We start from the raw sequence: 23,961 nt of genomic DNA, 5'->3' as shown, positions 1-23,961 counted from the left end.
AGCCTAAGCGCTTCAAAGCAGCCCAGGGCCAGTGTCCGTAAGCGAAACTGGTGTCCTGAGTCCGACTCAGGACGCTAGGGCTGCATCGGCAGGTTCAGTTGCAGTACTGCGAGCGCCCGGCCGGCCGGGATGCCCTGCTGGATGCCGAGGCCGGGTGGTTCTCCGACCGCGCAGCGGGTCTCGGGCAGTTCCGGGCAGACCGCGTTGAGCAGGCCGCCGCCGGAGACGACCAGGTTCGTCGGCAGGGTGCTGTCCACGTCGGCGGTCAAGGGCCGGATCGCGGCGGACGCCCGGCCGGTCTCGGACTGGAGGCTGCGAACGCTCGAGCCGGTCAGTCGATAGGTCAACTTCAGCCTGGTGGCGGCGGACAGCAACGGCACGTCCCGGGCGCCGGTCAGTTGCGGGTTCTCCAGCGGCACCGGATCGTCGTCCGCGATGATCCTCAGGCTGGTCGCGACCGGCGTCGTCTTCCGCATGATCCCGGTCAGCCCTTCGCCGGACCGCGGCAACTGCAGATGGATGGTGCTGGTTTCGCCGCGCAGCATCACTTCTTCGGTGATGTCGAAACTGCCGTCGCCTCGCGGTACCGCGGCCAGCCGGATCCCCGGCGCGTTCAGGCCCGGACCCTCCGCGGTCGGTGGCGGCTGGACCGGCGCGGCGCCGCCACCGCTGGTCAGCGTGCCGGGACTGGGTGCGGTCGGGGCGCCGGCCTGGTCCGAAGAGCAGGCGGCGGCCGCGCCGAGCCCCAGTGCCAGTGCGACCACCGCCGGCACCGTTCCCCAGTTCGCGTTGCGTGCGGACATGCGCCATCGCCCCCAAGGGATCCGGCCACTTCCTCTGGTGGCCGGATCGACTTCCGCATACGATACGCCGGAATTAGTCATGCACGACTATTCGGGGGTCATTTCCAAAAGGGGTGGAAAATGGGGGGACAGAGGGTATCCGGACAATCTCGAACGGTTATCGCGCGGGTTGGGGCGGTGATTTCGAGAATATCAGGTCCGCATTGTCGGAGGGTGATTTCCCTGATGCTGGCGGTGACCGTCGCCGGCCTCGGCGCACTGGTCGCGGTACCGGCGCGGGCGGCGGAGAACGCCGTTCTGCACGTCGTGCAGGGACTGCCGGGGCGGACCGTCGACATCGCCGTCGACGGCAGGACGGTAGCCACCGCGGTGAAGGCGACCGAGGTGGTCGGACCAGTGAAGGTCGGCTCCGGGCAGCGCATGATCACCGCCCGGGAGGGCGGGAAAGTGGTGCTCCAGCGGCGGGTGTCGGTAGGGGCCGGAAGCAACCTCGACGTCGTGATCCACCGTCCGGCCGCGCCGACGGCGGCGCCGGTGATGACCACCTACACCAACAAGTTGACCGCCGTACCGCGGGACAAGGCGGCCGTCCGGGTGGCCCACACGGCGGCGGTCGGACCGGCCGATATCCGGGTGAACGGGAAGGTTTTGTTCGCGAACGTGGCGAACGGTGAATCACTCGACGTAGTCGTTCCGGCCGGAACGTACACGGTCGACATCGTGCCCACCGGAGCGACTTCACCTGTTGTTCTCGGACCGTTGCCATTACCGGTTCGGGCTGGTTATCTGACCCGGGTTTTCGCGGTCGGGGAACCGGCGTCGAAGACGATGAATGTGGCGGTGGCGACGCTCAAACTGCCGGGCAGCGGCAGCGACAAGCCGGGTCTGGTGAACACCGGGACCGGCGGTCAGGCCGCGGGGCTGACGGAGGACCAGGGCACACCGTGGCCGCTGGTGGCTCTGTTCGCCGCGCTCGGACTGGCGACAGCGATGGCGATGACCGCGCGAAGGGCGGTACGTCGCTGAGGCGGATCCTGCTCGGACTGATCTTGTCCTGCGTGGCCCTGGAGGGGTGTGCCGCGCAAGTGGATGAAGCAGTCCCGAGTGCCGATGCGGGCGGCGGCGGAACTCCGGCGATAGTGCAATCGGAGCCGCCGTCGTCCGCGCTGCCCGGAAGAGTCGGTACGCCGGCCGCGAGCCAGCGGATCCGCTTTGTGCCGACCGAACTCGTCATGCCGGGTGGTGCTCGCGCGGCCGTTCTTCCCGCCTCGACGGTGGGCGGCCAACTGGTGGTGCCCGAGCAGGTCCAGCGAGTGGGCTGGTGGGACGGCGGCGCCGAGGCGGGGGACCCGTTCGGCTCGGTGGTGATCGCGGGCCACGTCGACTCGGCAGAGGAGGGCATCGGATTCTTCGTGCGGCTGCTCAAGGCGAAGGCCGGCGAGGTCGTCGTACTCCGCGGCGCCGGCCACAGCGCGTCGTACCGGGTGACCTCGGTGGTCTCGGTGCCGAAGAACGCGTTGGCGACGGAGAGTGGGGCTTTCGATCAGTCGAGTGATCATCGGCTGGTGCTGATCACCTGCACGGGGGCATACGACCGGGCGCGCGGCGGCTACGAGAAGAACCTCGTGGTGACTGCGGTTCCTCTCGGGTTGGCGCAGTAGAGGTAGGTCTACCCCGGGTGGGGTGTTCGCTCCCTGTCTGGGTGAGCGGGCTGGAACAAGAGTGGTCGCATGGACTTCAAGACGTTCCGCCCTCGCCGCCGCCTGCTGCTGGCCGTGGGGGTCGCCGCCGGGCTCGTAGCCGCTCCGCTGTCCGCTCCGCTCGCCGCCACTGCCGCCACGTCGCTCGACGGCGTCTGGCAGATGGACGGCTACGGCACCACCCTTGCCATCTCCGACGGCAAGGCCTCGTTGTACTCGACCACGAGCATCAGTTGCACGCCGGCTGCTGAGTATGTGCAGGACGGCGCCCGGTTCACCGCCGAGGAGCAGCAGGCGTTCACCTTCCGGGTCCGCCGGGATCGCGCGGTGATGCAGGTCGAGGGCAACGTTGGCGACAAGCACCTGCGCCGGCTGGCGAAACTGCCTCAGCTCTGCACGGTGCCCGGAGCAACGGGTCCGCTCGCGGTCTTCGACCAGTTCTGGACCACGTACGCGGAGAACTACCCGTTCTTCCAGGCCAAGGGGATCGACTGGTCTGCCGTGCGAGCCACCTATCGGCCGCGGGTGACGCCGGGGATGTCCGACGACGCCCTGTTCGGCCTGCTCACCTCGATGATCAAGCCGCTGGGTGATGCCCACACGGCGCTCCGGACTCCCGACGAGCGGAGGTTCACCGGCTCGCGGCCGGGGACGGTCCTGCCTTCCGAGGAACTCGAGGCGATGGTCCGCCCGTACGTCGAGCAGACCGCACTGAAGGGCATCCCGTTCACCACCTACGCGAACGACAGAATCGGGTACGCCGACCTGCCGGGCGGGATCGGCTACCTCCGAGTGATCGCGTTCCTCGGCTTCGGCAACATCCCCGACTACCGGGCCGAGCGGGACACGCTGAACAGGGCGCTGGACCAGATCCTCAGCAAGCAACGGACCACCGGATCCGGCAAGCTCCGCGGCCTCATCCTCGACCTCCGCCTCAACGGCGGCGGCTCCGACCAACTCGGCCTGGACCTGGCCTCGCGCCTGACCAACCGCCCGTACTTCGCCTACTACAAGCGCGCCCGGAACGACCCGTCCGACCCGGCCGCCTTCACCACGCCCCAACCTCTTTTCGTCCAGCCCACGGAGCGCACGAAGTACACGGGGCCGATCGCTGTCCTCACCGGCGGATCCCAGATGAGCGCCGGTGAAACCTTCACCCAGGCCCTGATGAACCGCACCCCGAAGCCGGTACGCATCGGCGAGAACACCCAAGGCGTCTTCTCCGACGTCCTGGTCCGCAAGCTCCCGAACGGCTGGGACTTCATCGTCCCCAACGAGGAGTTCCGCACCCTCAGTTGGAAGTCCTACGACGGCCCCGGCATCCCGCCGGACGTCCGTACTCCGGTCTTCACTCCCGCGGAGTTCGCCGCCAAGAAGGACACCGCCTTCAGCACAGCCCTCAACCTGCTCAGGTAGATCACCGAGGCCGCCCCGGATCGGCCCCTGGTCTACGGTCCGAGCCATTCCCTTCGGCAGAGATGGCTCGGACCATTTGCTGTATGACCAGCATCAGTGCGCGAGGGGTGCTCACCGTCACCCTCGCGCTCACGACTCTCGCGCTGACGATCCTGCTCGCGCCCTGACCCCGCGGCTCAGGCGACGCCGGCCGCCTGGCAGGGTTTCAGCTGGCAGCCTCTACGAGCCGGTCCGGGGCGAGTAGGCCCTCAAGACTCGACCGTTGTCTTCAAGTGCTCGAGCCAGGAGGTCAGTGAGGCGTCCAGCGCGGACTGCAGGGTGGGTTGGTTGGCATCCACGGGCGGCCCGGACCAGCTTTCCTCGGTGGTGATCAAGGTGCCGTCGGCAACTGCTTTGAAGGTCCAGACGTGGATACCGTCGATGGCCTGCGCCAGCTCACCCCAGACGATGCGGGACCCAGGGACGATCTCGTAGACAGTCGACGTGATCGCCAACCCATGGGTGTGCCAGTCGAAGGTGGCGCCCACCTGCAAAGGTTCTGACAGCGAGGCCATCGTGATGTCGGCATTCCACCTCGGTCGCGCGACCGATGGTGCTGCTGCGTCCGAGGGGCATCGCGTCTCCTTGAATCGTTCTTATGAGTAGCAATCGTTAGAGATAGTAACTAAAGCGATGAGGCGTTGCAAGTCTCGAGCGGCGGCCCGGACGGCTCGGGAGCGCTAGGGTCGGGGTATGGCGAGGTATTTCGATGTGCATCCGGAGAATCCGCAGAAGCGCGCGATCGGTCAGGTCGTCGATCTGATCCGCGACGACGGCCTGGTCGCGTACCCGACGGACTCCTGCTTCGCGCTCGGGGTGCAGTTGGGGAACAAGGACGGGATTGACCGGATCAAGGCGATCCGGCACCTCGACGACCGGCACCACTTCACGCTCGTCTGCCAGGACTTCGCCCAACTCGGGCAGTTCGTGCACATCAGCAACGCGGTGTTCCGGTCGATCAAGGCCGCGACGCCGGGCAGTTACACGTTCATCCTGCCGGCGACCAAGGAAGTGCCGCGGCGGCTGCTGCACCCGAAGAAGAAAACGGTCGGTGTCCGGATCCCCGACCACGTCGTCACCCAGGCCCTGCTCGCCGAACTGGGCGAGCCACTGCTGTCGAGCACGCTGCTGATGCCCGACGAGGAAGAGCCGATGACGCAGGGCTGGGAGATCATGGAGGCGCTCGACCACCAGATCGACGCCGTGATCGACTCCGGCGACTGCGGCACCGAGCCGACCACGGTGATCGACTTCTCCGAGGACGTCCCCGAGGTGGTCCGCGTCGGCGCCGGTGACCCGAAGCCCTTCGAATAGCCGGTACTACGTCTGCGGCTCGGCGTCGCCGGATCTCGACGGCCGCAGTTCGTCGCGGCCGTGCACGTTCAGCTTGCGGTAGATCGTGCGGGCGTGGGTCTTGATCGTGTTGATCGAGAGGAACAGGTCTTCGGCGATCTCGCGGAGGGTCAGGTCGCTGCGCAGGTAGTGCAGGACGAGGAGTTCGCGGTCGCTGAGGGATTCGGTGGATACCGCGGTCGGCGGGATCGGGTCGCCGACCGCGGCTGCTACTTGGTTGCGGAACTCCACGAGGCCGAGGGGATTGGGGCAGGTCGCCAGCAGCGCGTCCGCCGCGGCCAGGCGTCCGCGGGCTTCCGGGGCGTCGAGGTGCTGGGCGAGCAGGAGATTGGCGAAGGCGCCCATGGTCAGGTCGTTGCCGTAGCCCGGCTCGTCCAGCAGGTGCGCCAGTTCGGCCCCGGGGTGCTGGGAGGACAAAGCAAGCAAAATCATTGCCTCAGGCATCATTCGTGCCGACGGTCGCACCTGGCACTCCCGCACTGCCGCGCGCACCCCTTGAACGGCCGCCGCTTCCACCTCCCGCTGTAGGTAGGCCGCCAGGCCGAGGAGGCCGTGCATGGCGACGCGGACAGGTGCTGGTGGTTCGCCGGGCCAGAGGGCGGGGATCTCTGAAGCCAACGCCTGTGAATCGGCGAGGCGGCCGGCGAGGAGGAGGCTCCGGGCGACGCTGATGCGGGCCTGGGAGGCGGCTTGCGGAGTTGTCAGTAGACGGCTCGCAAGAAGCTCTCGACCTTGGCGAAGAGCTGAGGTGAGGTCACCACGCTCCCGTGGCAAGCAAAGCCGCCACACTTCGTCCGCCCCGACAGCCCGCTCGTCCCCACTGCGCGGGGACGAGCGGGCTGAGCGGTGGTCGGCTGACGTGGCGGTGATCCAGCGGTCGCGTTCTGAGAAGCGGCCTAGTTCGCACCAGAGGTTCAGGGCTCGGCGGCCTAGACGGCTGGCTGCCAAAGCCGAATCGGGGAGTGCGAGCAACCACCGCTCCAAGGAGACCAGGCGGCCGTCCTGATACAGACCGTCGAGTTGTTCGTCGAGTAGACGCACGGCAAAGGCGAAATCACCGGCGGACAAGGCGAGACCGATCGCCTCCTCTTTGTCACCGGAGCGCGCGTGCCAGCGCGCGGCGCCACGGCGTACGGCGGTCAGGTGGTCGGGGGCGGTGGTCTCCAGGCGGTGCAGCAGAGCTTCCCGGAAGGAGCGTTGGAGGCGATACCAGCGGCCCCGGCCGTCGTCCGAGACCAGGAAGACCGCGTCCCGCCGCAACCGGTCGAGCAGTTCGGCCGAGTCGGACGCGCCCGTGAGCGAATCCATCAGCGCCACGTCGAAGCGGGCCGGAACGGCGGCGACGAGCAAGAAGTCCTTCAGGTCCGCGGCCAACGAACCCCAGACGTGCTCGACCAGGTACTCCGTCTCCCGGCCCTCCAGCGCGACAGACGCCGGCCAACCCTCGGAGTCGACGACCCGAGGACCCAGCAACTCCGCCTCCTCGGCCGAGAACCGCAGATCGGTCCAACTCAGCACGGTCAACCGGCCACTCAGCAGCAGCCGGTCGAGCCGCAGCGGCGGGCGCGTCCGGCTGCTGATCACCAGCGTCAGCGGACTGGCGCCGATCAAGAGATCCAGTTGCCGATGAATGCCGGCAGCAACCACATGCTCGTACTCGTCGAGCACGAGCACACTTCCAGGCTCGACCCGAGAGGCGATCGCGGCGACGAAGGCATCGCTGCCCGGCGGATGCGGATCTCCCGCCACGCCGAGCGCGCGAGCGACGTACCGCCAGAACAGGACGGGGTCGTTGTCCTGTGCATCCAAAGTCACCCAGGCGCCGGGCGACCACTGCGACAGTGCGGCGGTCTTGCCCGATCCGCTCGGACCGAGAAGCAGGATGACCGAGGACGAACCAGCAGCCTTCTCCAGTTGCGCGGAGAGCCGCGGCCGGGGCAGGAGCGGAGCCAGCCAGGCCGGCGGACGCAGTTTCGCCGCTACCAGATCCGCTGTCTCCACACCCCCACGGTAGAGCCGGTCACTTGCCGGTGATCACCCACGGGTCGCCGGTGTACCAGACGTTGTCGATGTGCACGCGTCGCATCACCCAGCGCGATCCGTCCCGCACGGCGTCCACGGAGTACAGGTTCTTCAGCAGGGCGTGGCGGGTGTGGTCGTCCTTGGGGAGATGTTGTGCCTCGACGATCGCGGTCAACCGGGCGGTGTCGCCGTCGAGTGTGACTCGGGCGTTGGTGACGACGTGGGTGGTGTCGATGCGAATTTCGGGATTGAGGATGAGGTCGACGATCGTGTCGCGGCCTTCCATCAGTGGGATGTCGAGGCCGCATTTGATTGCTGCCGGGCGGAAGTCGAGTACTGCGTCCGCGGCGAACGCTGAGGTGAAGAGTTCCCGGTCGCGCAGGTCCTGACCGAGGCCGAAGCGGTAGAGGGCGTCGATCACCTCCTCGCGGTCGATCAGTTGCCGCGGCAGGTCGCCCTTCCCGAAGGCGCTGTCTCTGGTGACGTACATCCGAATCCTCCAACTGGTTGCTTGCTGAACCAGTCAGCCAGGTGCTGGAGGGTGAGTGCGACGGGTGGAGGGGGTGAAAAGGCTGGTTGGAGGGGTGAGTTGTCGGCTGATCGTGGATGCCGGGTCGGGGGCGTGAGCTCGCAGCTGTGGCGAGGTTCGGTGCGCCAAGCACTTGCGGATGGGTAGTTTGTGGCTGAAAGTGGCGACGAGAGGTTAGTTACTCACGGAAGCTCGACCGCCCCGAATGGAGACAACCGTGCCCTCCCTCAAGCGAATAGGTCCTGCGTTGCTGGCCGCGATCGTTCTGGTCGGCCTCGCGCCGAGTACCGCGCAGGCGTACGCGAACGCGTTCTTCCCGACGCAGAGCAGCGGCAACCGCGGCGCCGACGTCCAGGCGATCCAGTATCTGCTGCAGCACCACGGCCAGTCCGTCGGCGCCGACGGTATCTTCGGCGCGTCCACGGTGACCGCAGCGAAGGCTTTCCAGACAGCCAAGGGGCTCGGCTCCGACGGCATCGTCGGGCCGCAGACCTGGGGTGCGCTGGTCCCCACGATCCGCTCCGGCGACAACAACGCGGCAGTGAAGGCGCTCCAGGTCGAGTTGAACGCCAAGCGCCGCCTCAGCCTTCCGGTCGACGGCGTCTTCAGTACTGCGGTCCGCGACGCGGTCGTGTCCTTCCAGTCGCACGCGGGCATCGGCGCGGACGGCATCGTCGGGCCGATCACCTGGCGCAACCTCGCCTGGCACTACGACTACCCCGACTTCAACGCCAACCTGTGCGACCAGGACCCCGACGGCAACGGAACCGCCGCCAACTGGGCCGCCTCAGCCGCCGTGGCCCAACTGGAGCAGGCCGCGCGGAACTTCGCCGGCACCGGCCAGGGCAAGGTCCCGTACGGCGACGCCGGTTTCGAGCACGGCGGTGACATCCCCGGCCACGGCAGTCACGAGAACGGCCTGGACATCGACATCTGGCCGATCCGCACCGACAACGGCCAGTGCACCGCGGGCCGGATCACCTGGCAGTCCACCACGTACGACCGTGCCGCGACCCGGCAGTTGGTCCAGGCGATCCGCGCGGCCGCACCCGGTCACGTGATGTTCATCTGGTTCAACGACCCGACCCTGATCAACGAGGGTCTGACCGCCGAGTGGCCTGCCCACGACAACCACCTCCACATCCGCTACTGCGAGGCAGTCCACCCCAACAGCACCTACGACTGCTGACAGACTGAAGGTTGTGACGACACTCGACCTGACTCCCGACGAATTGCTCACCACCACCCGTACGGTCCGCAAGCGGCTTGATCTCGAGCGGCCGGTGCCTGCTGAGTTGGTGCGTGAGTGCATCGAGATCGCGCTGCAGGCTCCGTCCGGCAGCAATCGGCAGATGTGGCACTGGCTGGTGATCACGGACGAGGAGAAGCGGGCGGCGATCGGCGAGTACTACCGCCGCTCGGTCGCGGCGTACCTCGAGTCCTCGGGTGCGGCCGGCCGCCTGTACGCCGACGACCCCGAGCGGGCGCCGATCCAGCAGCGGGTCGGGTCGAGTGTCGCCTACCTGGGCGAGCGGATGGGCCAGGTCCCCGTCCTGGTGATCCCGTGCCTGCAGACGAGATCGCTGCCTGCGGGCAACCAGGCCGGCCTGTGGGGCTCGATCCTGCCGGCCGCGTGGAGCTACTGCCTGGCGGCTCGGGCTCGTGGGCTCGGCACCGCCTGGACGACCCTCCACCTCACCTACGAGAAGGAGATTGACGAACTGCTGGGCATCCCGGCGGACACCCACCAGTCGGTCCTCCTACCCACTGCCTACTTCACCGGCGACACCTTCAAGCCGGCCGCCCGCCAGCCGGTCGACGAGGTTCTCCACCTCAACGGCTGGTGACTCACCTGACCTCAACCTCGGCGAGTTGCATCCGGTAGCCGCCCTCTCCGTCGGGACGGAGCTCGGTCCCGCGGACCTGCACGAAGCGGGCCGTGGTCGCCGGGAAGGTGAAGCCCTGTACGTCGGCGCCGGGCTGCGGCCGGTCCGCGGCTGAGGCCACCGGAGTCCAGGTGGTCCCGTCCAGCGACGTCTCGATGGTGAAGTCGACCGGGAACCCGTTCCCGGTGTTCGAGCCGTCGGAGCGTGCAGAGAGGTCGACGCGACTGACCAGACTCGGCCCGCCGAGGTCAACCCGCGCGTACTGCGTACTCCCGGCGGCGACCGAGTCGCTGGTCCAGCCCATTGTGTTCCACAGCCGCGACTGACGTGATCCGTCGGTCAGGTTGGACCGCAACCATCCTTCGGCGGTGAACTCCGACGAAGACGACGTGGTGACAGCTCGTCCGGCGGCAAGGTTGCCTCCAGCAACCTCCACCTCGGCGAACTGCATCCGGTAGGTACCGAAGTTGTCCTGGCTGAGCTTGCTCCCGACAACCTTCACGTACCGCGCGTTCTGCGTGGCGAACGGGATGGTCTGAGCAGCGGCGACGGGTTTCCCGTAGTTCTGCCGACTCGCGACGGTCGACCAGGAGGTGCCGTCCGCCGAAACCTGCACGGTGAAGTCGACCGGGAATCCTGTCCCGGCATTGGCGCCATCGGTGCGCGGATAGAGATCGACGCGGCTGACAGGGCGGACAGACCCCAGATCGAGCTGGATGGACTGAACGTCGGTCGCACTCGCCGCCGCGCCACTCGTCCAGCCCATCGCCCCGGCGACCGAGGTGCGGCGTCCATCGACCGCCGCCCGCTGATTCCACCCGTCACCTTCGTACGTCGAGCTGACGGTGACCGGCCGCGCCTCCGCGGGGTTCGTCTCGGGGTTGAGCCGGACGTTGTCGAACTGGACGCTCACTCCACCGCTGGCCAGCCCGATCCCGCCCGCGCTGAACGCGTTGTCGGTCACGGTCAGCACCGGTGCGTGCCCCGAGCCGGCATAAATGGTGATCGTGTTGCCGCGCGCAACCACCCGGAGCCGGTTGAACTGGCCCGGCGCGTAGCCCGGCACCATCGCGCGGCCGAGATTGGCGCCGCTGCGGTAGACGAACACCTCGCCGTTGTTGCGCTGGGCCACGAGGTAGCCGCTCTCGAAGTCCGTGCCGTTGAGGTTCCGCACGACCAGGCCGGCCCAGTTGTTGTTGCCGTCGTTGCTGTTGACGCCGGTGATCCGCAGATCGACGCTCGCCACCACCTCGGAGTAAGCGCGGGCCTCGAGGCTGTTGACGAAATCCCAGCGGGAGGTGTCGGTCTGGCTGAGCACGCCGCCGGCGGCGGACCAGGTGCCCTTGCCTGCATGCCAGGAGGCGGCGCCGGCGGTGAAGTCGTCGGAGTACGGGTAGGTCTGGTCGGGTCCGCCTGTGGCGAGGGCGTCGAGGACCTGGCGGTGGACGTTGTCGACCGCCGTACCGGAGTGGTCGATCGTGTAGGAGTTGGTGATCAGCGAGTTGGCCAGCGCCTTCGCCAGTACCGGCTTGGTCGCGGCGAGCCTGGTGAACAGTTCGTAGTCCTCGACGCCGTCGAGTTGGGTCTCGCTGCGGATGCTGTCGTAGAGGTCGTACGCCGCGCGGTTCGGCCGGACCAGGAAGTTGTCGCCGTTCTGCGGGCCGTCGAAGGTGTCGAACTGGACGTAGGGTCCGCCGACGTGCTGGAACCAGTAGTTCCAGCCCCAGTGCAGATAGCCGACCGAGTTCGTCTTCCAGGCGAGCAGCGGGGTCAGCCGGGTCTTGTCGAGGTGCGACCCGATGAAGCGGTTGAGGTACGGGCCGCGGGGGCCGATGCAGTTGTAGAGCCAGAGTTCGTTCCCGCCGAGCCGCTTGGACTGGTAGTAGCCGACGTTGTTCTCGTACAGGTCGAGGATCGGCGTGTTCGCCGTGGTGGTCGCGGCCGGGGTGAGGATGTGCAGTTCGGCCTCGTTCAGCAGCGGGTTCGGGAAGAACTGCCGGTACTTCGCGTAGAGCCAGTTCGCTGCGGTGGTGTCCTCCGGCCGGCCGGACTCGTCGTTCGCGCTCATGTAGAACTTGTTCGTCCAGCCGTTGGCGTCCAGGTGCTGCTTCAGGGCCGGGAACAGCTTGTCCAGATAGGCGTTCGACTCGGCCGTGTTGGTCAGCACCGGCACCATCTGCGGCTTGCCGTCCGCGCCACGCTTCAGCATCTCCAGCCGGGCCGGGTTGGTCGCGTTGCTGCCGATCAGCAGGTGGGGGGTGTGGATCCACTGCAGCGCCCCGGCGTCGACGTAGATCTGCAGGAACCGGTCGAAGGTGTTCCAGCCGAACGTGTAGTTGCCCGCAGCATCGATCGTGGTGTCCGGGATCAGCAGCGCTTGGAAGTCCGCGAACACCACGTTGTTGCGGTGCTTCGCGTGGTTCCTGGCCATGCTCTCGATCACGCGCCACCAGTTGGCGTCGTACATCTGGACGCCGTACTGGATCGGGATGGACTTGATCGTGCCGTCGTAGTCCCAGCCGGCGGAGGTGGTCCAGTTGTTCAGCTTGAAGGTCGACTGGTCGGTCGGCGGCAGCGTCGTCGGATAGACGGTCAGCCGGACGGGCACGGTGACATTGCCCGCGCTGCTCTGGACGATCGCGCTGCCCGTGTAGACGCCGGGCGCCTGCGTGGTCGGGACGTGCACGCTGTAGTGGTACGGCTGGGTGACGTTCGCCGCCAGGGACCGCGGAGTGTTCTCGACCAGGGCGTCGTAGTACTGCGTACCGCCGCCGGGCGCGGGCTCCACCTCGGCGTCGCCCAGCAGGGCGACGTTGGGATGCAGGTACTCGCGCCGCACGGTGATCTGCGATGCCGGGATGGTGGCGCCGCCCGGTCCGGTCAGAGCGCTCGCGGCGACGGACACTCCGGTGATCGCGGCCGTCGGACGCACCGCGATCTGTGCCGCCTCGGTCTCGTTGCGCGCGGCGTAGAGGGCGATCGCGGCGGGCGCGTTCGCGGGTTTGGTGGTGCCGGCGAACAGGCGGTCGGCGGCGCTGTGCGTCCACACCGGTGGTGGGGCCGCGTGAGCCGGAAGGGGGATCAGCGTCGCCACCAGCACCCCGGAGGCGAGACCGGCGAGTATGCGCATTTGTGTCCTCCGGGCGGCGAAAGGATCAGAAGTTCGCACGATTGTCTGGCTGGCCTCACCGCGGGTCAAGGTCGCGGTGCGTGACTCGCCGGTCCGGAATCGGTCATTCCAGCCTGGTCGAATTGCCTAACGAGTCAAATCGCTTTAGCTTGTTAGTTGAGGTGATGCGCGGATGGGCTACCAGCCGGAACTGATCGGTGGGCACGTGGCGCTCGACCTGGTGAACACGGTCTCGTGGCGGCTCGACGACGCCCGATGGATCGATCGGATCACCTCCACGTCGGCGCTCGCGGACTGGTGCACCGCGGTCGGGTTGGTGTACCGCCCGGGGACGCTCCAGCAAGTGAGAACGGTGCGTGAGGTCGTCTACGGGGTACTGCTGCCGCTCGCTCGTGGTAACGAACCGGCGAAGGCCGACTTGTCCGCTCTGCGGGGTTTGGTGGCGGGGGCACTGGCCGAGGCTCGCCCGAAGGGCATCCAGCCGCTTGACTGGGAGGCCGCCGACTTGCCGGCCGCTCTGGCGCTGGCGGCCGCGCGGTTGCTGGAGCATGAGGATCTCGGCAGATTGCACGAGTGTCAGGACGGCGACTGTGGCTGGCTGTTCCTCGACCGGAGCAAGAACGGCTCCCGCCGCTGGTGCAGTTCGGGGGACTGCGGTAACCGGGCCCGAGCCAGAAGGCACTACCAGCGGACACATGGGATGGGCGCTTGACCAGGGACGGGTTCCTGGACGGGATGCGGCTGGGTGTCGGGCCCGCCGCGGCGGGATTCGTGCTGGCGTTGAGTTTCGGTGCCGAGGCGAAGGCTCGCGACTGGGGCTCGGGACTGCCGGTGCTGTTCTCGATGTTCGCGTTCTCGGGCTCAGCGCAATTCACCTTGCTCGCCGCGCTCGCCGGTGGATCGGCGGCCGCGGCGGTGGTGTCCGCGGTGCTGATCAATGCGCGCTACCTGGTGATGAGCGTCGCGCTGAACAACAGCCTGCAAGGAAGCCGGTTGTCCCGCGCACTGCAGGCCCAGGCTCTGGTCGACGCCTCGTTTGTCGTTGCTCACCGCAACAATGGCGGCTACGACGTGGCTCGGTTGATCGGCGCGAGCGTGCCGCAATGGTTTTCCTGGGTCGGTGGTACCGCCGTCGGAGTGCTGACCTCACCCTCGCCCGACCTGATGCACCGCCTCGGTCTGGATGTGGCCTTCCCGGCGTTCTTCTTGATCCTGGCGCTGGACGAGTTGCGGCGATCCTCCCGTGCGCTGGTGGCCGGGCTGCTGGGCGCGACGGTCGCCGCGGCGCTGCTCTTCGTCACGAGCCCTGCTTATGCATTGCTGGGCGCGACCGCCGCGGCGCTGCTCGGAGTACTGCCTGAGGAGGGTGGGGAGGCGTGAGGATCTGGCTGTCCGTTCTGGCCGTGACCGTGGTCAGTTGGCTGATGAAAGCCAGCGCGCCGCTGATCATCGGCGGGCGCAAACTGCCTCCCGCCGCGGTGCGGATGACCGCGTTGACCGCGCCGGTACTGCTCGCCGGACTGATCGTCACCGAGATCGGTGGCGAGGGTTGGCGCGAGGTCGACTGGACCCAACTGGCCGGAGTCGGTACCGCGGGTGGTCTGTGCCTCGCGAAGGTGCCGATGCTGCCGGCCGTCGGGGGCGGCATCGTGGTGACCGCGGTGGTGCGGCTCAGCTTTGGGTAGCGGCCATCTCCTCGATGGTCAGGCCGCTGAGCACGGACTGCGGTTCGGCGGTGGTGAGGTCCACCTGCGGATTCGCGGCGTCGTCGCGGACCTTCACCATCAACCAGTCGCCGTTTCGACCGGTCCGGGTGAAGGCCCAGGACCCGGTCAGCTTCACGCCCTGCAAGTGAAGCCTGAAGTGCCCGTTGTCGATCGCCGTCGCCGGGTCGACCAGGCGACGCTGCTTGTCGCGGGTCTGGTTCTGGTAGACACCCGCGTCCCAGACGATCACCGCGCCCGTGCCGTACTTGCTGCCGGCGATGACGCCTTCGTAGCCGGCGTACTCGATCGAGTGGTCGTCGGTCGGAACCGCCAACCGCTTGACTGTGGGATCGAGAGAGGGGCCGCGAGGCACCGCCCAGGACTTGAGCACTCCGCCGACTTCGAGCCGGACGTCGTAGTGCAACCGGCGCGCGTCATGCAACTGGACGACGAAGATGGGTGCCTTAGGCATCTAGATGCGTCCTCTGCTGGTGGTCCGCCGCAAGACAAGCTTACGGCGGACCACCGCAGGGGGGTGCTGCCGGGCCGACCGGGAGGGGTCAGGCCGCGGCAGCGGTGGTGGGGGGCTCGATCTGGTCGCGCAAGCGGTCGAGAATGCCGCGCAGGAGCCGGGAGACCTGCATCTGGCTGACACCGATCTCGGCGCCGATGTCGGCCTGGGTGTGACCCTCGACGAAGCGCAGTTCGAGGATCTTGCGTTCCCGCGGGTTGAGCTCGTTCAGCACCGGCTCGAGCATGGCGACCGCTTCGGTCCGCTCGAAGGCACTGTCCTCCTCGTCCGCGATGGTGTCGGCCAGGCTCGCGGTGGACTCGCCGTCGATCGGGCGGTCCAGCGACAGCACGGAGAAGCAACCGTCCGCGGCCAGCGCGGACTCCACCTCGCTGACCGTGGCGTCGAGCGCCTCGGCCAGTTCCTCCAGGGTCGGATCACGTTGCAGGTCCTGCACCAACTGCGGTCGCACGGAGGCGATCGAGCCTTGCAGTTCCTGCAGGCGGCGGGGGATCCGCACGGTCCACGAGCAGTCGCGGAAGTAGCGTTTCACCTCGCCCCGGATGGTCGGTACGGCGTACGCCAGAAACGGTGTCTCGGTGTCGGGACGATAGCTGCGGGCGGCCTTGACCAGACCCAGGTAGGCCACCTGGTCCAGGTCGTCGGACTCGACGCCGCGGCCGCGGAAACGGCCGGCGATGCTGTGGGCGATACCGAGGTTCAGCTCGATCGCTTGGTCCAGCAGAGACTGCCGGACTTCTTCGTCAGTGGATCGGGCTCGTTGGTCCAGCAGGGACCGGGTGGTGAGATCACGCTGGTGCTTCGGTTCGGCAAGTACGGTAACCATGATTCTTGACCTCGCGACGGTGAGTCACGGCGCGGCACATGTCTGGACCGCGGTCAATATCTGCAGTCATTCCTACCCCACCGATTGCGAAGTTATACATTCGACCCCTGGTCGAGACGAACTTGCAGCATCGAGACAGCACGGAAACACCTGCCCTGCTTGAGGAAAGCGTTCGCCCGAAGCTCGTCCGTTAATCGGTCTGATCCAAAGGTGAAGCGGACTTGAAGCCAGCCGGTGTGCCGGTCGTGACACAGGGTCGCGGGTCAGTCGAGAGTCCGCAGTACTGCCAGAGCGGCGGTGGGCGTACGCGCAGAGTCACGCCAGCGCAGTGACCATCCGTACGGCGGAACCCCGGCCGCGAGTGGTTTGACCACCACGCCGGCGGGAGAGGGCGTGGAGAGCAGGCCGAGGGCGACACATTCCCCCGCGCGCACGAGTTCCAGCGCCGACGCCTGCCTGGTCGACGAGGGCGCGACCGCGCTCGCGGGATGCCGACGCGGCGTGAACCCCGCAGTACGGCAGCAGGCCAGCAGGAACTCTTTCCACTCGGGCGCGGAGTCGTCACCGGGCAGGTAGTGCCTCTCGTCGGTCAACTCCCGTACTGCGACCGCGTCCGCCGCGGCCAACGGGTGGTTCGCCGGCAGCGCGACGCCGAGGGCTTCCCGCCGGATGATCCGCTGCATGACGCCGTCGGGGCAGGGTGCCGTGGCACCGCACAGAGCAAGGTCGATCTCACCTGCCAGCAGCCGGCGACCCTGCTCGCGGGTTCCGCGACCGCTGATCTCGAGGCGCAATGATGGCAGCCGGTCACGCAGACGGGCCAGAACCGCGCGGGGAGTAACGAGGTGTGGCTGCGGTACGTCGATTCGCAGGACCTGGTCGCGCTCGGCGGCGGCGGTGGCATCGGCCACGCCCGACTCGATCGCGGCCAGCGCACCCTGCGCGTGCGGGAGGAAGGCACCGCCTGCGGCGGTCAGCCGAACACCACGCGGCGAGCGGTCGAAGAGTTGGGCGCCGAGTTGCGTCTCCAGCCTGCGGATCTGATTGCTCAGCGCGGGCTGTGACACGTAGAGGCGACGGGCGGCCGCGGTGAAATGCAGCTCCTCCGCCATCACCAGGAAATACCGCACCAGCCGTAAATCGACGTCCATGACGAACGAGAACCTTCCCCACCTGCGACTACCGGAAGGTGTGACCGTAGTGGGCTTCGGTTACGGACGTCGAGACCTCGGCACACAGAACGTGATCGGCGGGCTTGAGCCGGCCGGGCCGGGGTACCGGCGGAAGGCTGGGAAAGAAGTCTGGAAAGGAGGCATCGTGACCGAGCATCCAGGTGAGGAGTTCACCGGCGGCGATCCGGACGAGCCGCTGGTCGACGACCTGATCGACGAGACCCGCAGGCCGGACGCGGATCACCCTCAACCCGATCCTCAGGATCTGCCCGAGACCCCCGAGCCGCCTGACTGAAGCCGGTGACGCCCCGGCGCTGTCTGCTCAACGCCGGGGCCTTGGGCAACCAGTACTTGCATCCTTCCGGTGCCCGGGAGGGCACCTTTCATGCACCGTGCCGGGAGGTTTCGATCACATCCGGCTCGGTTCACCCGCGGACAGTACTGATCCCCGGCCAGGGCTGCCAGGTCGGGGATCAGTAGCTCAAGTGGTTCCGTCGGTTCCAGAGGTGGTCAGCTGCCGGGCCACTCGCCCGTCCAGCGCTCGAACGCCTTGGCGCCGCCACGGTCGACGGCGGCCTTGACCACGGCGTACACGGCGCCCTGGAGCGCGGCGGCCAGCAGGATCTGGCGCCAGGGATACTCGGACTGGAGTGCGTCAGGCGCGTCGTCCTCGTCGCTGATGCGGCGCCAGACCTGCTTGAAGATGGCGCTGGCGACCAGACCGCCGGCGATACCGGAGATCAGGCCGAACGGACGATAGGCGATCTTGGCTGCCTTGGTCATTTGCCGCGACCCACAATCCACGCGGTCGCGCCGGCGCCGAGCACCACGGCGCCGCCGACGGCTGCCGCCGCCCGCGGGTGCCTACGGCTCATCTCCGGCACGCGCTTAGCGAGCTCGGGAACCTGCTTCACCCTGGCCAGCGCACCGCCCTGGGAACCCTCCGGCAGATGCTTGGCCTCTCCGGCGCCGCCCGTGGCATCCTTGGCGCGCTGCCCGACACCGCCTGCGGTCTCCTTGGCGCGGTGCCCGACGACCTCAGCGGTCTCCTTGGCGCGGTGCCCGACGACCCCAGCGGTCTCCTTGGCGCGGTGCCCGACGACCCCAGCCGTCTCCTTGGCCCGATGGCCGACGCCACCTGCTGTTTCCTTGGCCCGGTGGCCGACGCCACCGGCTGTCACCTTCGCGCGCTGGGCCGCCTGCCCGGCGGCCTGCACCGCGCGGTGGCCGGCGCTCGCGGCGGAGTCCTTGATCCTGCGCGGCACGTTCAGCTGCCGAGTGAGCTCCTGCACCGTGTCCGCCAGGTGCTGTCGGGTGAACTCCAGGTCGGCCCGGAGCGCTTCGGCCTCGCTCATCTTGGTGTTCGAGCGCGTCGTGGTCATGCGCTGATCTTCCTTTCCGGCTGATGCCCCTTGAGAGCTTCGAGATCCTCGTGCACTCCTTCGACGGCAGCCTGCGGCACCGGCGGCGTCGCGTGCGAGACGTGGCGCTTGCCGAGCAGGGCGGCAACGCCCGCGATCGCGAACAGCACCAGCGCGACCAGCAACGCCGACAACCACGCCGGTACGGCGGCCGCCAGCCCGAGGATGGCCGCGGCGACCAGCGCGCCCACGCCGTACACGGCGACCGTCCCGGCGCCACCGAACAACCCGATGCCGATGCCGGCTTCCTTGCCCTTGTCCTTCAGCTCTGCCTTGGCCAGCGCCAACTCGTCGCGGACCAGTCGGCTCACGTCGCTGCTGAGCTGAGCCACCAGTACGCCGACAGGCTGGTCCTGGCCGGCTGAGCGGTGGTCGTCCTCTCGAAGCGGCTGTGGATTGGTCGTCATGGTGTCTCCCGGAGTTGCTGGCTTGTTCCTGCCGTCTGAGGAGTCCGGTACCCAAGGCCGGTCACGGCAAGCAACCACCGACCACCGCACCCGTTCGGTGCGCCTGTCGCGCGGTACGTTGCGGGCTCATGGATCGGAAGGGACAACGATGGACTGGAAGCTCGAACTGGTCTCCGTGCCGGTGGCGGACGTGGACCGGGCGAAGGAGTTCTACACCGAGAAACTCGGCTTCGTCGCCGACCACGACCACCAGGTCACCGACGACCTGCGTTTCGTCCAGCTGACCCCGCCGGGCTCGGCCTGTTCGATTGCCATCGGCACCGGAATGCCGCAGGCCGAGCCGGGCTCCGTCCGTGGCCTGCAGGTCGTCGTCGCCGACGTCGCGTCCGCGCGGGCCGAACTGGTCGGCCGCGGCGTCGAGGTCAGCGAGGTGCAGGACTTCCCCTGGGGGAGCTTCGTCTTCTTCGACGACCCCGACGGCAACGGCTGGGCGCTCCAGCAACTCCCCGTCTACAGCTGACCTCGGCCGACCCGTCCGCCGAACCCGCGGTACCGCGGGTTCGGCCGGGCGGTGCTGATCTCAGCGATCGGATCGCTGAGATCAGTGCCGCGGGAGTTGTTCGTTGGGGTCTTCCTCGTCGGGGTTGTCGGGGTTGTCCGGTTCGGGAACGGACAGCGGGCTGTCGTCACCGGGGCGGGTGCCGATGTCCGGGTTGTCCAGGCCGGGGTCGACCAGATCGGGGTTGCTGTCGGGGTCGCTGCCGGGACCCATCGGCGGTACCGGGGGGATGGGATTGGTGCTCATCACTGCCTCCTTCACCGACGATCCGCGCCTGCGGACCGTTCCGCCGTCCGGTACCCGTTGGCCGGGGAGGGCAAGCGCTCGCCGCTCCGGGCAAGCGGTTGCTGACCGGAGTGGACCCACCCCCACCGCAGTCGCTCGGTCAAGAGCCGAAAGTCCTTGTCTGGTTGAGGATTCGACCGGTTAGTGGGTCCCGAAGGGCCCGTTGTGTTTCCAGGCTGTGAACAGTTCGAGACAGGTCTGGGCTCGGCTGATGACCCGCTGTAAGGTGGCTCTTGGTTGAGCAGCCAGCCGGCGTTGGATGCGTCGACGACTGAGGTCCCTGCGAGGGCGACTATGACCGATCTGCATCACCACACCGTTTCCGCTGTACGACGCCGTCAATCCGTTACCGCCCCTGTTCAGAAGTCTGGTGCCATGCCTGTTGCCACCCCCGCCCGGCCCGCGAGCACGCGGCCGGAATCCGTTCAGGTTCACCTCGGCGGCCGCTGGATCGCCGGTCAGGTGCTGGCCCGGCGGAGCGGCGAGGTGCTGGTCAGCCACCACGGCCACTTGGTCTGGGTCGACCAGCAGTCCGTCCGTACGCCGTAACCACACCGCGGTAGTTCGCGCCGAACCACCGGCGGCCCCGCGAGCCTGCCTGCCAGTTCCGTCAGGTGGCGCGGTAATCCCTACTGCGCAAGGGATTTCGCAACGAGGTTGCCGATCTGTACCGCGCAGCTAGGTCGGAGGGCCTAGGGGTTTCTTGACATGTGGTGGTCGAGGCTTTGGATGAGATCGGCGACCGGGCCGAAGGTGAGCAGGCCGCTTCCCGCGCCGGCCAGTTCCGCGGCGGCTGGTCTGAGCGCTGCCTTGGCTCGCCGCATGACGGCCTGGTCGTCGGCGGCTATGGCTGCTCGGGCGATCAGGGACCACATCGCCTCGAACATGAGGTCGCGTGGCGGGTCGGGCACCTTCCTGAGGTCCAGCTTGACCCAGGGTTCGTACGGTCCCCAGTCCTGACCCTCCTTCGAGCCCAACGACAGCAGGGCGAGCGAAAGCAGTCCGTTCGAGAGGCCCGGCATACCGGCACCCTCAAGCCGTACTGCGGCCTGCCGGTACGCCGCCTCGGCACCGGGCTCGTCAGCAGCAGCCAGCCGGAGTGCCTGGTACCACTGGGTGAACACTCCAACCAGAGGAAGCTCATGCCGCTCGGCCAGCTGGTCAGCGGCAGCGGCGTGCTCGTCCGCCCTGGCCCAATCTGCCAGCGCACTGCGGGCCTGCAGCCGGATCAACCGTCCGAGCACCTCGTACGTGGTCAGGCCGTGCCGAGCAGACAACGTGATCAGCTGGGCGCCGATCTGGTCCCGCTCAGGTGCCAGGCCCGCGCGATGGAAGGTCTGCATGAACAGACCGTTGAGGGCGAACGCCAAGAGCGCCGGGTCCTCCAACTGCCGAGCCAGCCGCACCGCCTCCCGGGCAGCCTCAGGCCCACGCTCCCTGGTGGTCCCGCGGGACTCGAGCGCGATCGTGGCCAGCAATCGGGCCTTGGCGGCGCGCTGGTCGGGTTGGAGTGCGGTCAACGCCCGTTCGGCAGCTGCCACCAGCTGGTCCGCCTGCTCCTGGTCGTCCGAGCGCGTCCAGATCGCCGGTACGTCGTACGCCCCGATCACCCGGGCGGTCAGCTCAGAATCGCCGAGTTCCTCTGCGGCTTTCACCGCGGCCAGGCGGTGCTCCCGAGCGGCCTCCAGTCCGCCGGCACCCGTGACAGCGAGATTCCGGAGCAGCCCAACTGTGGACTCCAGTCGCGCCCGGGCTCCGGATGCCACCGCGCGGTCGTAGGCGGCAGTGGCCTGCGCCCACACCTGTCCGGCCGCACCACCTGGCTCGAGGTGGGACGCCTGGTTGAGGATGTCCGTCTCGAGTTGACGCAGGGCCGGGCTCGGGTCGACCCCTAGCTGCTCGACGAGCCGCGTGCGCGCGTTCCGCAGTACTGCGAGCGCGTCGCCTTGGCGGCCTGAGCGATACAGGGCGAGTGCCAGGAGGCGCCAGGCGTCCTCGCGCCAAGGGTGCTCCGTCACGTGCGCGTCCAGTCCGGGTACTGCCTCGGCCGCCAGGCCCAGAGCCAGCCGAGCCTCAGCCTGTCGCTCGACAGCGTGCAGGCGGAGCTCCGCCAGCCGGGAGCGCTCCGCAGTAGCCCAGGGCGCATCGGCGAAGTCGGCGTACGCCGGGCCACGCCACCAGTCCAGGGCCTCCTCGAGCCGGGCGAGCACCTCCTGCGGCGGGAGCGTCGCAGTACTGGACATTGCTCGCTCGAAACGCCAGGCGTCCACCTCCAACGCCCGCAAGGCATACCCGGGACCTTCGGTGACCAGGAGCGAGGCCGGGGTGCGAGCGGGCCGGTCTGGCTCCAAGGCTCGCCGGAGCGCGGCGACGAAGGTCCGGACCGCTCCGACCGCACCGGGCGGTGGGACTGTCCACAGGTCGTCCACCAGCAAGCCGACCGGCACGACGCGGCCGCGGGCGACGATCAGCCGGGCCAGCACCGCCCGATGCTGCGGACCCTTGAGCGCGATCGGGACCCCGTCGCTCCACGCCGTCACCGGCCCGAGCACCCCGAAGACAACCTGCACGCCGCCCACGGTATAGCGCTGCTCATCGGATGCTCATCGGCGCGCGGCACCCTCGTCAGTGTGAACGAGACGAACGAACTGATGACCATCCCCGACTTCGACTACCAGCGGATCCAGGTTGCCGAGGGAGTCACCCTGACCGCGGCCGTGGCCGGCACCGGCAGCCCGATCGTGCTGTTGCACGGCTTCCCGCAGACCCACCTGATCTGGCGGCACGTCGCCGCCGGGCTCGCGGTCGACCACACCGTGATCTGCCCCGACCTGCGCGGCTACGGCGCCAGCGACAAGCCCGCCGAGACGGACGGCAGCATGTACTCCAAGCGCACGATGGCGGCCGACATCGTCGCCCTGGCCGCGGCTCTCGGCCACGACCGGTTCGCGCTGGCCGGGCACGACCGCGGCGCTCTCGTCGCCTTCCGGGCCGGGCTCGACCACCCGGACGTGATCACCCACCTGGCCTGCCTCGACGTTCTGCCGACGCTGGACATGTGGAACGCGATGCACGGAGTCAACGCGGCAGTCGCCTTCCACCTCTACCTGATGGCCCAGCCGCCCGGCCTGCCCGAGCAGTTGATCGCGGGCAGCCCGGACGCGTTCTTCGGCTCGTTCCTCGACCAGTGGGCCAAGGACCCGGCGGCGATCCCCGCCGACGTCCGCGCCGCCTACCTGGCCGCGTCGGCGGCGGCGATTCCGTCGATCGTCGCGGACTACCGCGCCAGCGCCGGCATCGACATCGCCCAGGACCGGGTCGACCTTGCCGCCGGCAACCAACTCGGCATGCCGGTCACGGTCGTCCAGCAGGACTGGGGCTCGGCCCTCGGCTTCGACGCGCAGGCGCTGTGGAGCGCCTGGGCTCCGGATCTCCACCACGTCACCACCGACGCCGGCCACTTCATGGCCGAGGAGTCCCCGGCGGAGATCGGCAAAATCCTGCGCGACCTGCTCACCCGCTGACGGTTAGCCTCCGCTGTATGGATGCTGAATCGGCAAAGGACCTGGTACGACGCGGGTACGACGCGCTCTCCGCCCGGTACGACGACAGCTACCAGGGCGAGACGAAGTACGAGGCGTGGATCCAGGAACTGCTCGAAGACCTGGGCGAGGGGAGTCGGGTGCTGGATCTGGGCTGTGGTTCCGGGCTGCCGGTAGCTCGGGCGCTGGTGTCGGCCGGCCATCGGGTGCTCGGGGTCGACATCAGCGAGGTCCAGGTTCGGCGGGCGCGGGAGCTGGTTCCGCAAGGTGAGTTCGTGCGGGCAGACGCGACGAAGCTGGAGCTGCCGTCCGCAAGCTTCGATGCCGTCGTCTCGTTCTACGCGCTGATCCACATCCCACTAAACGAGCAGGCGCCGCTGCTCCAACGGATAGCGGGCTGGCTGCGGCCCGGTGGTCGCTTCGTGGGGACCACCGGGCACGACGCCTGGACCGGGGCCGAGGAGAACTGGCTCGGTGGCGAGGTGCCCATGTGGTGGAGCCACGCGGACGCGGCGACGTACCGGAAATGGCTGGAGCGGAGCGGTCTGGTGGTGGAGCGGGAGGAGTTCGTGCCGGAAGGGGACAGCGGACACACGCTGTTCCGGGCTCGCCGGGAGTGAGTGCCAGACTCTG

The 23,961-nt window shown here is 68.3% G+C and carries 27 protein-coding genes; 14 read left to right on the top strand and 13 right to left on the bottom strand.

Translation table 11 applies throughout. The features are described 5' to 3' along the window. Positions 1 to 74: 74 nt before the first annotated feature. Entirely contained in the window at positions 75 to 803 is a 729-nt protein-coding gene (locus ABD255_RS24550) for a hypothetical protein (RefSeq protein ID WP_344217831.1), read from the bottom strand. 213 nt (positions 804 to 1,016) lie between these two features. Here ABD255_RS24550 and ABD255_RS24545 point away from each other — a divergent pair, with 213 nt between their 5' ends. The 3 genes from ABD255_RS24545 (at position 1,017) to ABD255_RS24535 (ending at position 3,919) form a co-directional block, all read left to right on the top strand. After that, positions 1,017 to 1,829: a DUF4397 domain-containing protein gene (locus ABD255_RS24545; protein WP_344217829.1), complete on the top strand. Its 813-nt coding sequence runs from the start codon at positions 1,017 to 1,019 to the stop codon at positions 1,827 to 1,829. A gap of 59 nt (positions 1,830 to 1,888) precedes the next feature. Further along, the gene (locus ABD255_RS24540; RefSeq protein WP_344217827.1) at positions 1,889 to 2,464 is read left to right on the top strand and encodes a class F sortase; all 576 of its coding nucleotides are present in this window, start codon (positions 1,889 to 1,891) and stop codon (positions 2,462 to 2,464) included. A gap of 69 nt (positions 2,465 to 2,533) precedes the next feature. After that, complete coding sequence (locus ABD255_RS24535; RefSeq protein ID WP_344217825.1) at positions 2,534 to 3,919, top strand: S41 family peptidase; 1,386 nt, start codon at positions 2,534 to 2,536, stop codon at positions 3,917 to 3,919. A gap of 248 nt (positions 3,920 to 4,167) precedes the next feature. On the opposite strand, the gene ABD255_RS24530 is transcribed toward ABD255_RS24535, so the two are convergent. Then, positions 4,168 to 4,446, bottom strand: coding sequence for an SRPBCC family protein (locus ABD255_RS24530; RefSeq protein ID WP_344217823.1), 279 nt, complete (start codon positions 4,444 to 4,446; stop codon positions 4,168 to 4,170). A 205-nt stretch (positions 4,447 to 4,651) separates the two neighbouring features. Here ABD255_RS24530 and ABD255_RS24525 point away from each other — a divergent pair, with 205 nt between their 5' ends. Continuing rightward, positions 4,652 to 5,272 carry an L-threonylcarbamoyladenylate synthase gene (locus tag ABD255_RS24525; RefSeq protein ID WP_344217821.1) on the top strand — a complete coding sequence of 207 codons (621 nt, stop codon included), beginning with the start codon at positions 4,652 to 4,654 and terminating at the stop codon, positions 5,270 to 5,272. 6 nt (positions 5,273 to 5,278) lie between these two features. Here the strand turns inward: ABD255_RS24525 and ABD255_RS24520 are convergent, their stop codons facing one another. Together ABD255_RS24520 and ABD255_RS24515 are read right to left on the bottom strand one after the other, a co-directional pair. Next, positions 5,279 to 7,312, bottom strand: coding sequence for a winged helix-turn-helix domain-containing protein (locus ABD255_RS24520; RefSeq protein ID WP_344217819.1), 2,034 nt, complete (start codon positions 7,310 to 7,312; stop codon positions 5,279 to 5,281). Positions 7,313 to 7,331: 19 nt separating this feature from the next. Next, on the bottom strand, positions 7,332 to 7,823 hold the full coding sequence (locus ABD255_RS24515; protein WP_344217817.1) for a nuclear transport factor 2 family protein: 492 nt from the start codon (positions 7,821 to 7,823) through the stop codon (positions 7,332 to 7,334). 256 nt (positions 7,824 to 8,079) lie between these two features. Between ABD255_RS24515 and ABD255_RS24510 the strand changes: the two genes are divergently transcribed. Together ABD255_RS24510 and ABD255_RS24505 are read left to right on the top strand one after the other, a co-directional pair. Then, positions 8,080 to 9,051 (top strand): penicillin-insensitive murein endopeptidase, encoded by a 972-nt coding sequence (locus ABD255_RS24510; protein WP_344217815.1) that lies wholly within the window; start codon positions 8,080 to 8,082, stop codon positions 9,049 to 9,051. A 13-nt stretch (positions 9,052 to 9,064) separates the two neighbouring features. After that, positions 9,065 to 9,709 (top strand): nitroreductase family protein, encoded by a 645-nt coding sequence (locus ABD255_RS24505; protein ID WP_344217813.1) that lies wholly within the window; start codon positions 9,065 to 9,067, stop codon positions 9,707 to 9,709. A 1-nt stretch (position 9,710) separates the two neighbouring features. On the opposite strand, the gene ABD255_RS24500 is transcribed toward ABD255_RS24505, so the two are convergent. Beyond that, entirely contained in the window at positions 9,711 to 12,878 is a 3,168-nt protein-coding gene (locus tag ABD255_RS24500) for a discoidin domain-containing protein (protein WP_344217811.1), read from the bottom strand. A gap of 172 nt (positions 12,879 to 13,050) precedes the next feature. Between ABD255_RS24500 and ABD255_RS24495 the strand changes: the two genes are divergently transcribed. Genes ABD255_RS24495 through ABD255_RS24485 form a run of 3 tightly spaced genes read left to right on the top strand, consistent with a single transcriptional unit; the run spans position 13,051 to position 14,563 of the window. Continuing rightward, positions 13,051 to 13,590 carry a CGNR zinc finger domain-containing protein gene (locus tag ABD255_RS24495; RefSeq protein WP_344217809.1) on the top strand — a complete coding sequence of 180 codons (540 nt, stop codon included), beginning with the start codon at positions 13,051 to 13,053 and terminating at the stop codon, positions 13,588 to 13,590. Continuing rightward, on the top strand, positions 13,587 to 14,258 hold the full coding sequence (locus ABD255_RS24490) for an AzlC family ABC transporter permease (protein ID WP_344217807.1): 672 nt from the start codon (positions 13,587 to 13,589) through the stop codon (positions 14,256 to 14,258). The genes ABD255_RS24495 and ABD255_RS24490 overlap by 4 nt, the downstream gene beginning before the upstream one ends. Continuing rightward, positions 14,255 to 14,563, top strand: coding sequence for an AzlD domain-containing protein (locus ABD255_RS24485; protein ID WP_344217805.1), 309 nt, complete (start codon positions 14,255 to 14,257; stop codon positions 14,561 to 14,563). The genes ABD255_RS24490 and ABD255_RS24485 overlap by 4 nt, the downstream gene beginning before the upstream one ends. On the opposite strand, the gene ABD255_RS24480 is transcribed toward ABD255_RS24485, so the two are convergent. From ABD255_RS24480 to ABD255_RS24470, 3 genes are all read right to left on the bottom strand, one after another. After that, positions 14,550 to 15,056 (bottom strand): DNA polymerase ligase N-terminal domain-containing protein, encoded by a 507-nt coding sequence (locus tag ABD255_RS24480; protein ID WP_344217803.1) that lies wholly within the window; start codon positions 15,054 to 15,056, stop codon positions 14,550 to 14,552. The two genes, ABD255_RS24485 and ABD255_RS24480, sit on opposite strands and share 14 nt — an antisense overlap. Before the next feature lie 88 nt (positions 15,057 to 15,144). Continuing rightward, positions 15,145 to 15,942, bottom strand: a complete 798-nt coding sequence (locus ABD255_RS24475; protein ID WP_344217801.1) for a SigB/SigF/SigG family RNA polymerase sigma factor — start codon at positions 15,940 to 15,942, stop codon at positions 15,145 to 15,147. A gap of 263 nt (positions 15,943 to 16,205) precedes the next feature. Next, entirely contained in the window at positions 16,206 to 17,093 is an 888-nt protein-coding gene (locus ABD255_RS24470; protein ID WP_344217799.1) for a LysR family transcriptional regulator, read from the bottom strand. Positions 17,094 to 17,259: 166 nt separating this feature from the next. Between ABD255_RS24470 and ABD255_RS24465 the strand changes: the two genes are divergently transcribed. Next, positions 17,260 to 17,409: a hypothetical protein gene (locus ABD255_RS24465; RefSeq protein WP_344217797.1), complete on the top strand. Its 150-nt coding sequence runs from the start codon at positions 17,260 to 17,262 to the stop codon at positions 17,407 to 17,409. Between the two features lie 215 nt (positions 17,410 to 17,624). Here the strand turns inward: ABD255_RS24465 and ABD255_RS24460 are convergent, their stop codons facing one another. The 3 genes from ABD255_RS24460 to ABD255_RS24450 are packed head-to-tail and all read right to left on the bottom strand — an operon-like array spanning position 17,625 to position 18,942. Next, the gene (locus tag ABD255_RS24460) at positions 17,625 to 17,897 is read right to left on the bottom strand and encodes a DUF4235 domain-containing protein (RefSeq protein WP_344217796.1); all 273 of its coding nucleotides are present in this window, start codon (positions 17,895 to 17,897) and stop codon (positions 17,625 to 17,627) included. Beyond that, positions 17,894 to 18,496 carry a DUF3618 domain-containing protein gene (locus tag ABD255_RS24455; protein ID WP_344217794.1) on the bottom strand — a complete coding sequence of 201 codons (603 nt, stop codon included), beginning with the start codon at positions 18,494 to 18,496 and terminating at the stop codon, positions 17,894 to 17,896. The genes ABD255_RS24460 and ABD255_RS24455 overlap by 4 nt, the downstream gene beginning before the upstream one ends. Continuing rightward, positions 18,493 to 18,942 (bottom strand): phage holin family protein, encoded by a 450-nt coding sequence (locus ABD255_RS24450; RefSeq protein ID WP_344217792.1) that lies wholly within the window; start codon positions 18,940 to 18,942, stop codon positions 18,493 to 18,495. Before ABD255_RS24450 ends, ABD255_RS24455 begins: the two co-directional genes overlap by 4 nt. Before the next feature lie 148 nt (positions 18,943 to 19,090). Between ABD255_RS24450 and ABD255_RS24445 the strand changes: the two genes are divergently transcribed. Further along, positions 19,091 to 19,462 (top strand): glyoxalase superfamily protein, encoded by a 372-nt coding sequence (locus ABD255_RS24445; protein ID WP_344217790.1) that lies wholly within the window; start codon positions 19,091 to 19,093, stop codon positions 19,460 to 19,462. An 81-nt stretch (positions 19,463 to 19,543) separates the two neighbouring features. On the opposite strand, the gene ABD255_RS24440 is transcribed toward ABD255_RS24445, so the two are convergent. Further along, a complete protein-coding gene (locus ABD255_RS24440; protein ID WP_344217788.1) occupies positions 19,544 to 19,747 on the bottom strand; it encodes a hypothetical protein in 204 nt (67 codons plus the stop codon). Positions 19,748 to 20,161: 414 nt separating this feature from the next. Between ABD255_RS24440 and ABD255_RS24435 the strand changes: the two genes are divergently transcribed. Then, on the top strand, positions 20,162 to 20,335 hold the full coding sequence (locus ABD255_RS24435; RefSeq protein WP_344217786.1) for a hypothetical protein: 174 nt from the start codon (positions 20,162 to 20,164) through the stop codon (positions 20,333 to 20,335). A gap of 143 nt (positions 20,336 to 20,478) precedes the next feature. Here the strand turns inward: ABD255_RS24435 and ABD255_RS24430 are convergent, their stop codons facing one another. Further along, positions 20,479 to 22,356 (bottom strand): AfsR/SARP family transcriptional regulator, encoded by a 1,878-nt coding sequence (locus ABD255_RS24430; protein WP_344217784.1) that lies wholly within the window; start codon positions 22,354 to 22,356, stop codon positions 20,479 to 20,481. Positions 22,357 to 22,416: 60 nt separating this feature from the next. On the opposite strand from ABD255_RS24430, the gene ABD255_RS24425 reads away from it, so the two are divergent. Both ABD255_RS24425 and ABD255_RS24420 read left to right on the top strand, forming a co-directional pair. Next, positions 22,417 to 23,310 carry an alpha/beta fold hydrolase gene (locus tag ABD255_RS24425; RefSeq protein WP_344217782.1) on the top strand — a complete coding sequence of 298 codons (894 nt, stop codon included), beginning with the start codon at positions 22,417 to 22,419 and terminating at the stop codon, positions 23,308 to 23,310. 17 nt (positions 23,311 to 23,327) lie between these two features. Continuing rightward, complete coding sequence (locus tag ABD255_RS24420) at positions 23,328 to 23,948, top strand: class I SAM-dependent methyltransferase (RefSeq protein ID WP_344217780.1); 621 nt, start codon at positions 23,328 to 23,330, stop codon at positions 23,946 to 23,948. Positions 23,949 to 23,961 lie beyond the last annotated feature (13 nt).

This window comes from Kribbella sancticallisti, from assembly GCF_039530625.1.
GTDB classification, from domain to species: Bacteria; Actinomycetota; Actinomycetes; order Propionibacteriales; family Kribbellaceae; genus Kribbella; species Kribbella sancticallisti.
This window is presented reverse-complemented; position numbering and strand designations above follow the sequence as displayed.

Bases quoted from the DNA above. Each gene is read 5' to 3' on its own strand.
- ABD255_RS24550 (WP_344217831.1), bottom strand. From the start codon at position 803: ATGTCCGCACGCAACGCGAACTGGGGAACGGTGCCGGCGGTGGTCGCA.
- ABD255_RS24535 (WP_344217825.1), top strand. From the start codon at position 2,534: ATGGACTTCAAGACGTTCCGCCCTCGCCGCCGCCTGCTGCTGGCCGTG.
- ABD255_RS24525 (WP_344217821.1), top strand. From the start codon at position 4,652: ATGGCGAGGTATTTCGATGTGCATCCGGAGAATCCGCAGAAGCGCGCG.
- ABD255_RS24515 (WP_344217817.1), bottom strand. From the start codon at position 7,823: ATGTACGTCACCAGAGACAGCGCCTTCGGGAAGGGCGACCTGCCGCGG.
- ABD255_RS24500 (WP_344217811.1), bottom strand. From the start codon at position 12,878: ATGCGCATACTCGCCGGTCTCGCCTCCGGGGTGCTGGTGGCGACGCTG.
- ABD255_RS24495 (WP_344217809.1), top strand. From the start codon at position 13,051: ATGGGCTACCAGCCGGAACTGATCGGTGGGCACGTGGCGCTCGACCTG.
- ABD255_RS24480 (WP_344217803.1), bottom strand. From the start codon at position 15,056: ATGCCTAAGGCACCCATCTTCGTCGTCCAGTTGCATGACGCGCGCCGG.
- ABD255_RS24475 (WP_344217801.1), bottom strand. From the start codon at position 15,942: ATGGTTACCGTACTTGCCGAACCGAAGCACCAGCGTGATCTCACCACC.
- ABD255_RS24470 (WP_344217799.1), bottom strand. From the start codon at position 17,093: ATGGACGTCGATTTACGGCTGGTGCGGTATTTCCTGGTGATGGCGGAG.
- ABD255_RS24460 (WP_344217796.1), bottom strand. From the start codon at position 17,897: ATGACCAAGGCAGCCAAGATCGCCTATCGTCCGTTCGGCCTGATCTCC.
- ABD255_RS24455 (WP_344217794.1), bottom strand. From the start codon at position 18,496: ATGACCACGACGCGCTCGAACACCAAGATGAGCGAGGCCGAAGCGCTC.
- ABD255_RS24450 (WP_344217792.1), bottom strand. From the start codon at position 18,942: ATGACGACCAATCCACAGCCGCTTCGAGAGGACGACCACCGCTCAGCC.
- ABD255_RS24445 (WP_344217790.1), top strand. From the start codon at position 19,091: ATGGACTGGAAGCTCGAACTGGTCTCCGTGCCGGTGGCGGACGTGGAC.
- ABD255_RS24440 (WP_344217788.1), bottom strand. From the start codon at position 19,747: ATGAGCACCAATCCCATCCCCCCGGTACCGCCGATGGGTCCCGGCAGC.
- ABD255_RS24435 (WP_344217786.1), top strand. From the start codon at position 20,162: ATGCCTGTTGCCACCCCCGCCCGGCCCGCGAGCACGCGGCCGGAATCC.
- ABD255_RS24420 (WP_344217780.1), top strand. From the start codon at position 23,328: ATGGATGCTGAATCGGCAAAGGACCTGGTACGACGCGGGTACGACGCG.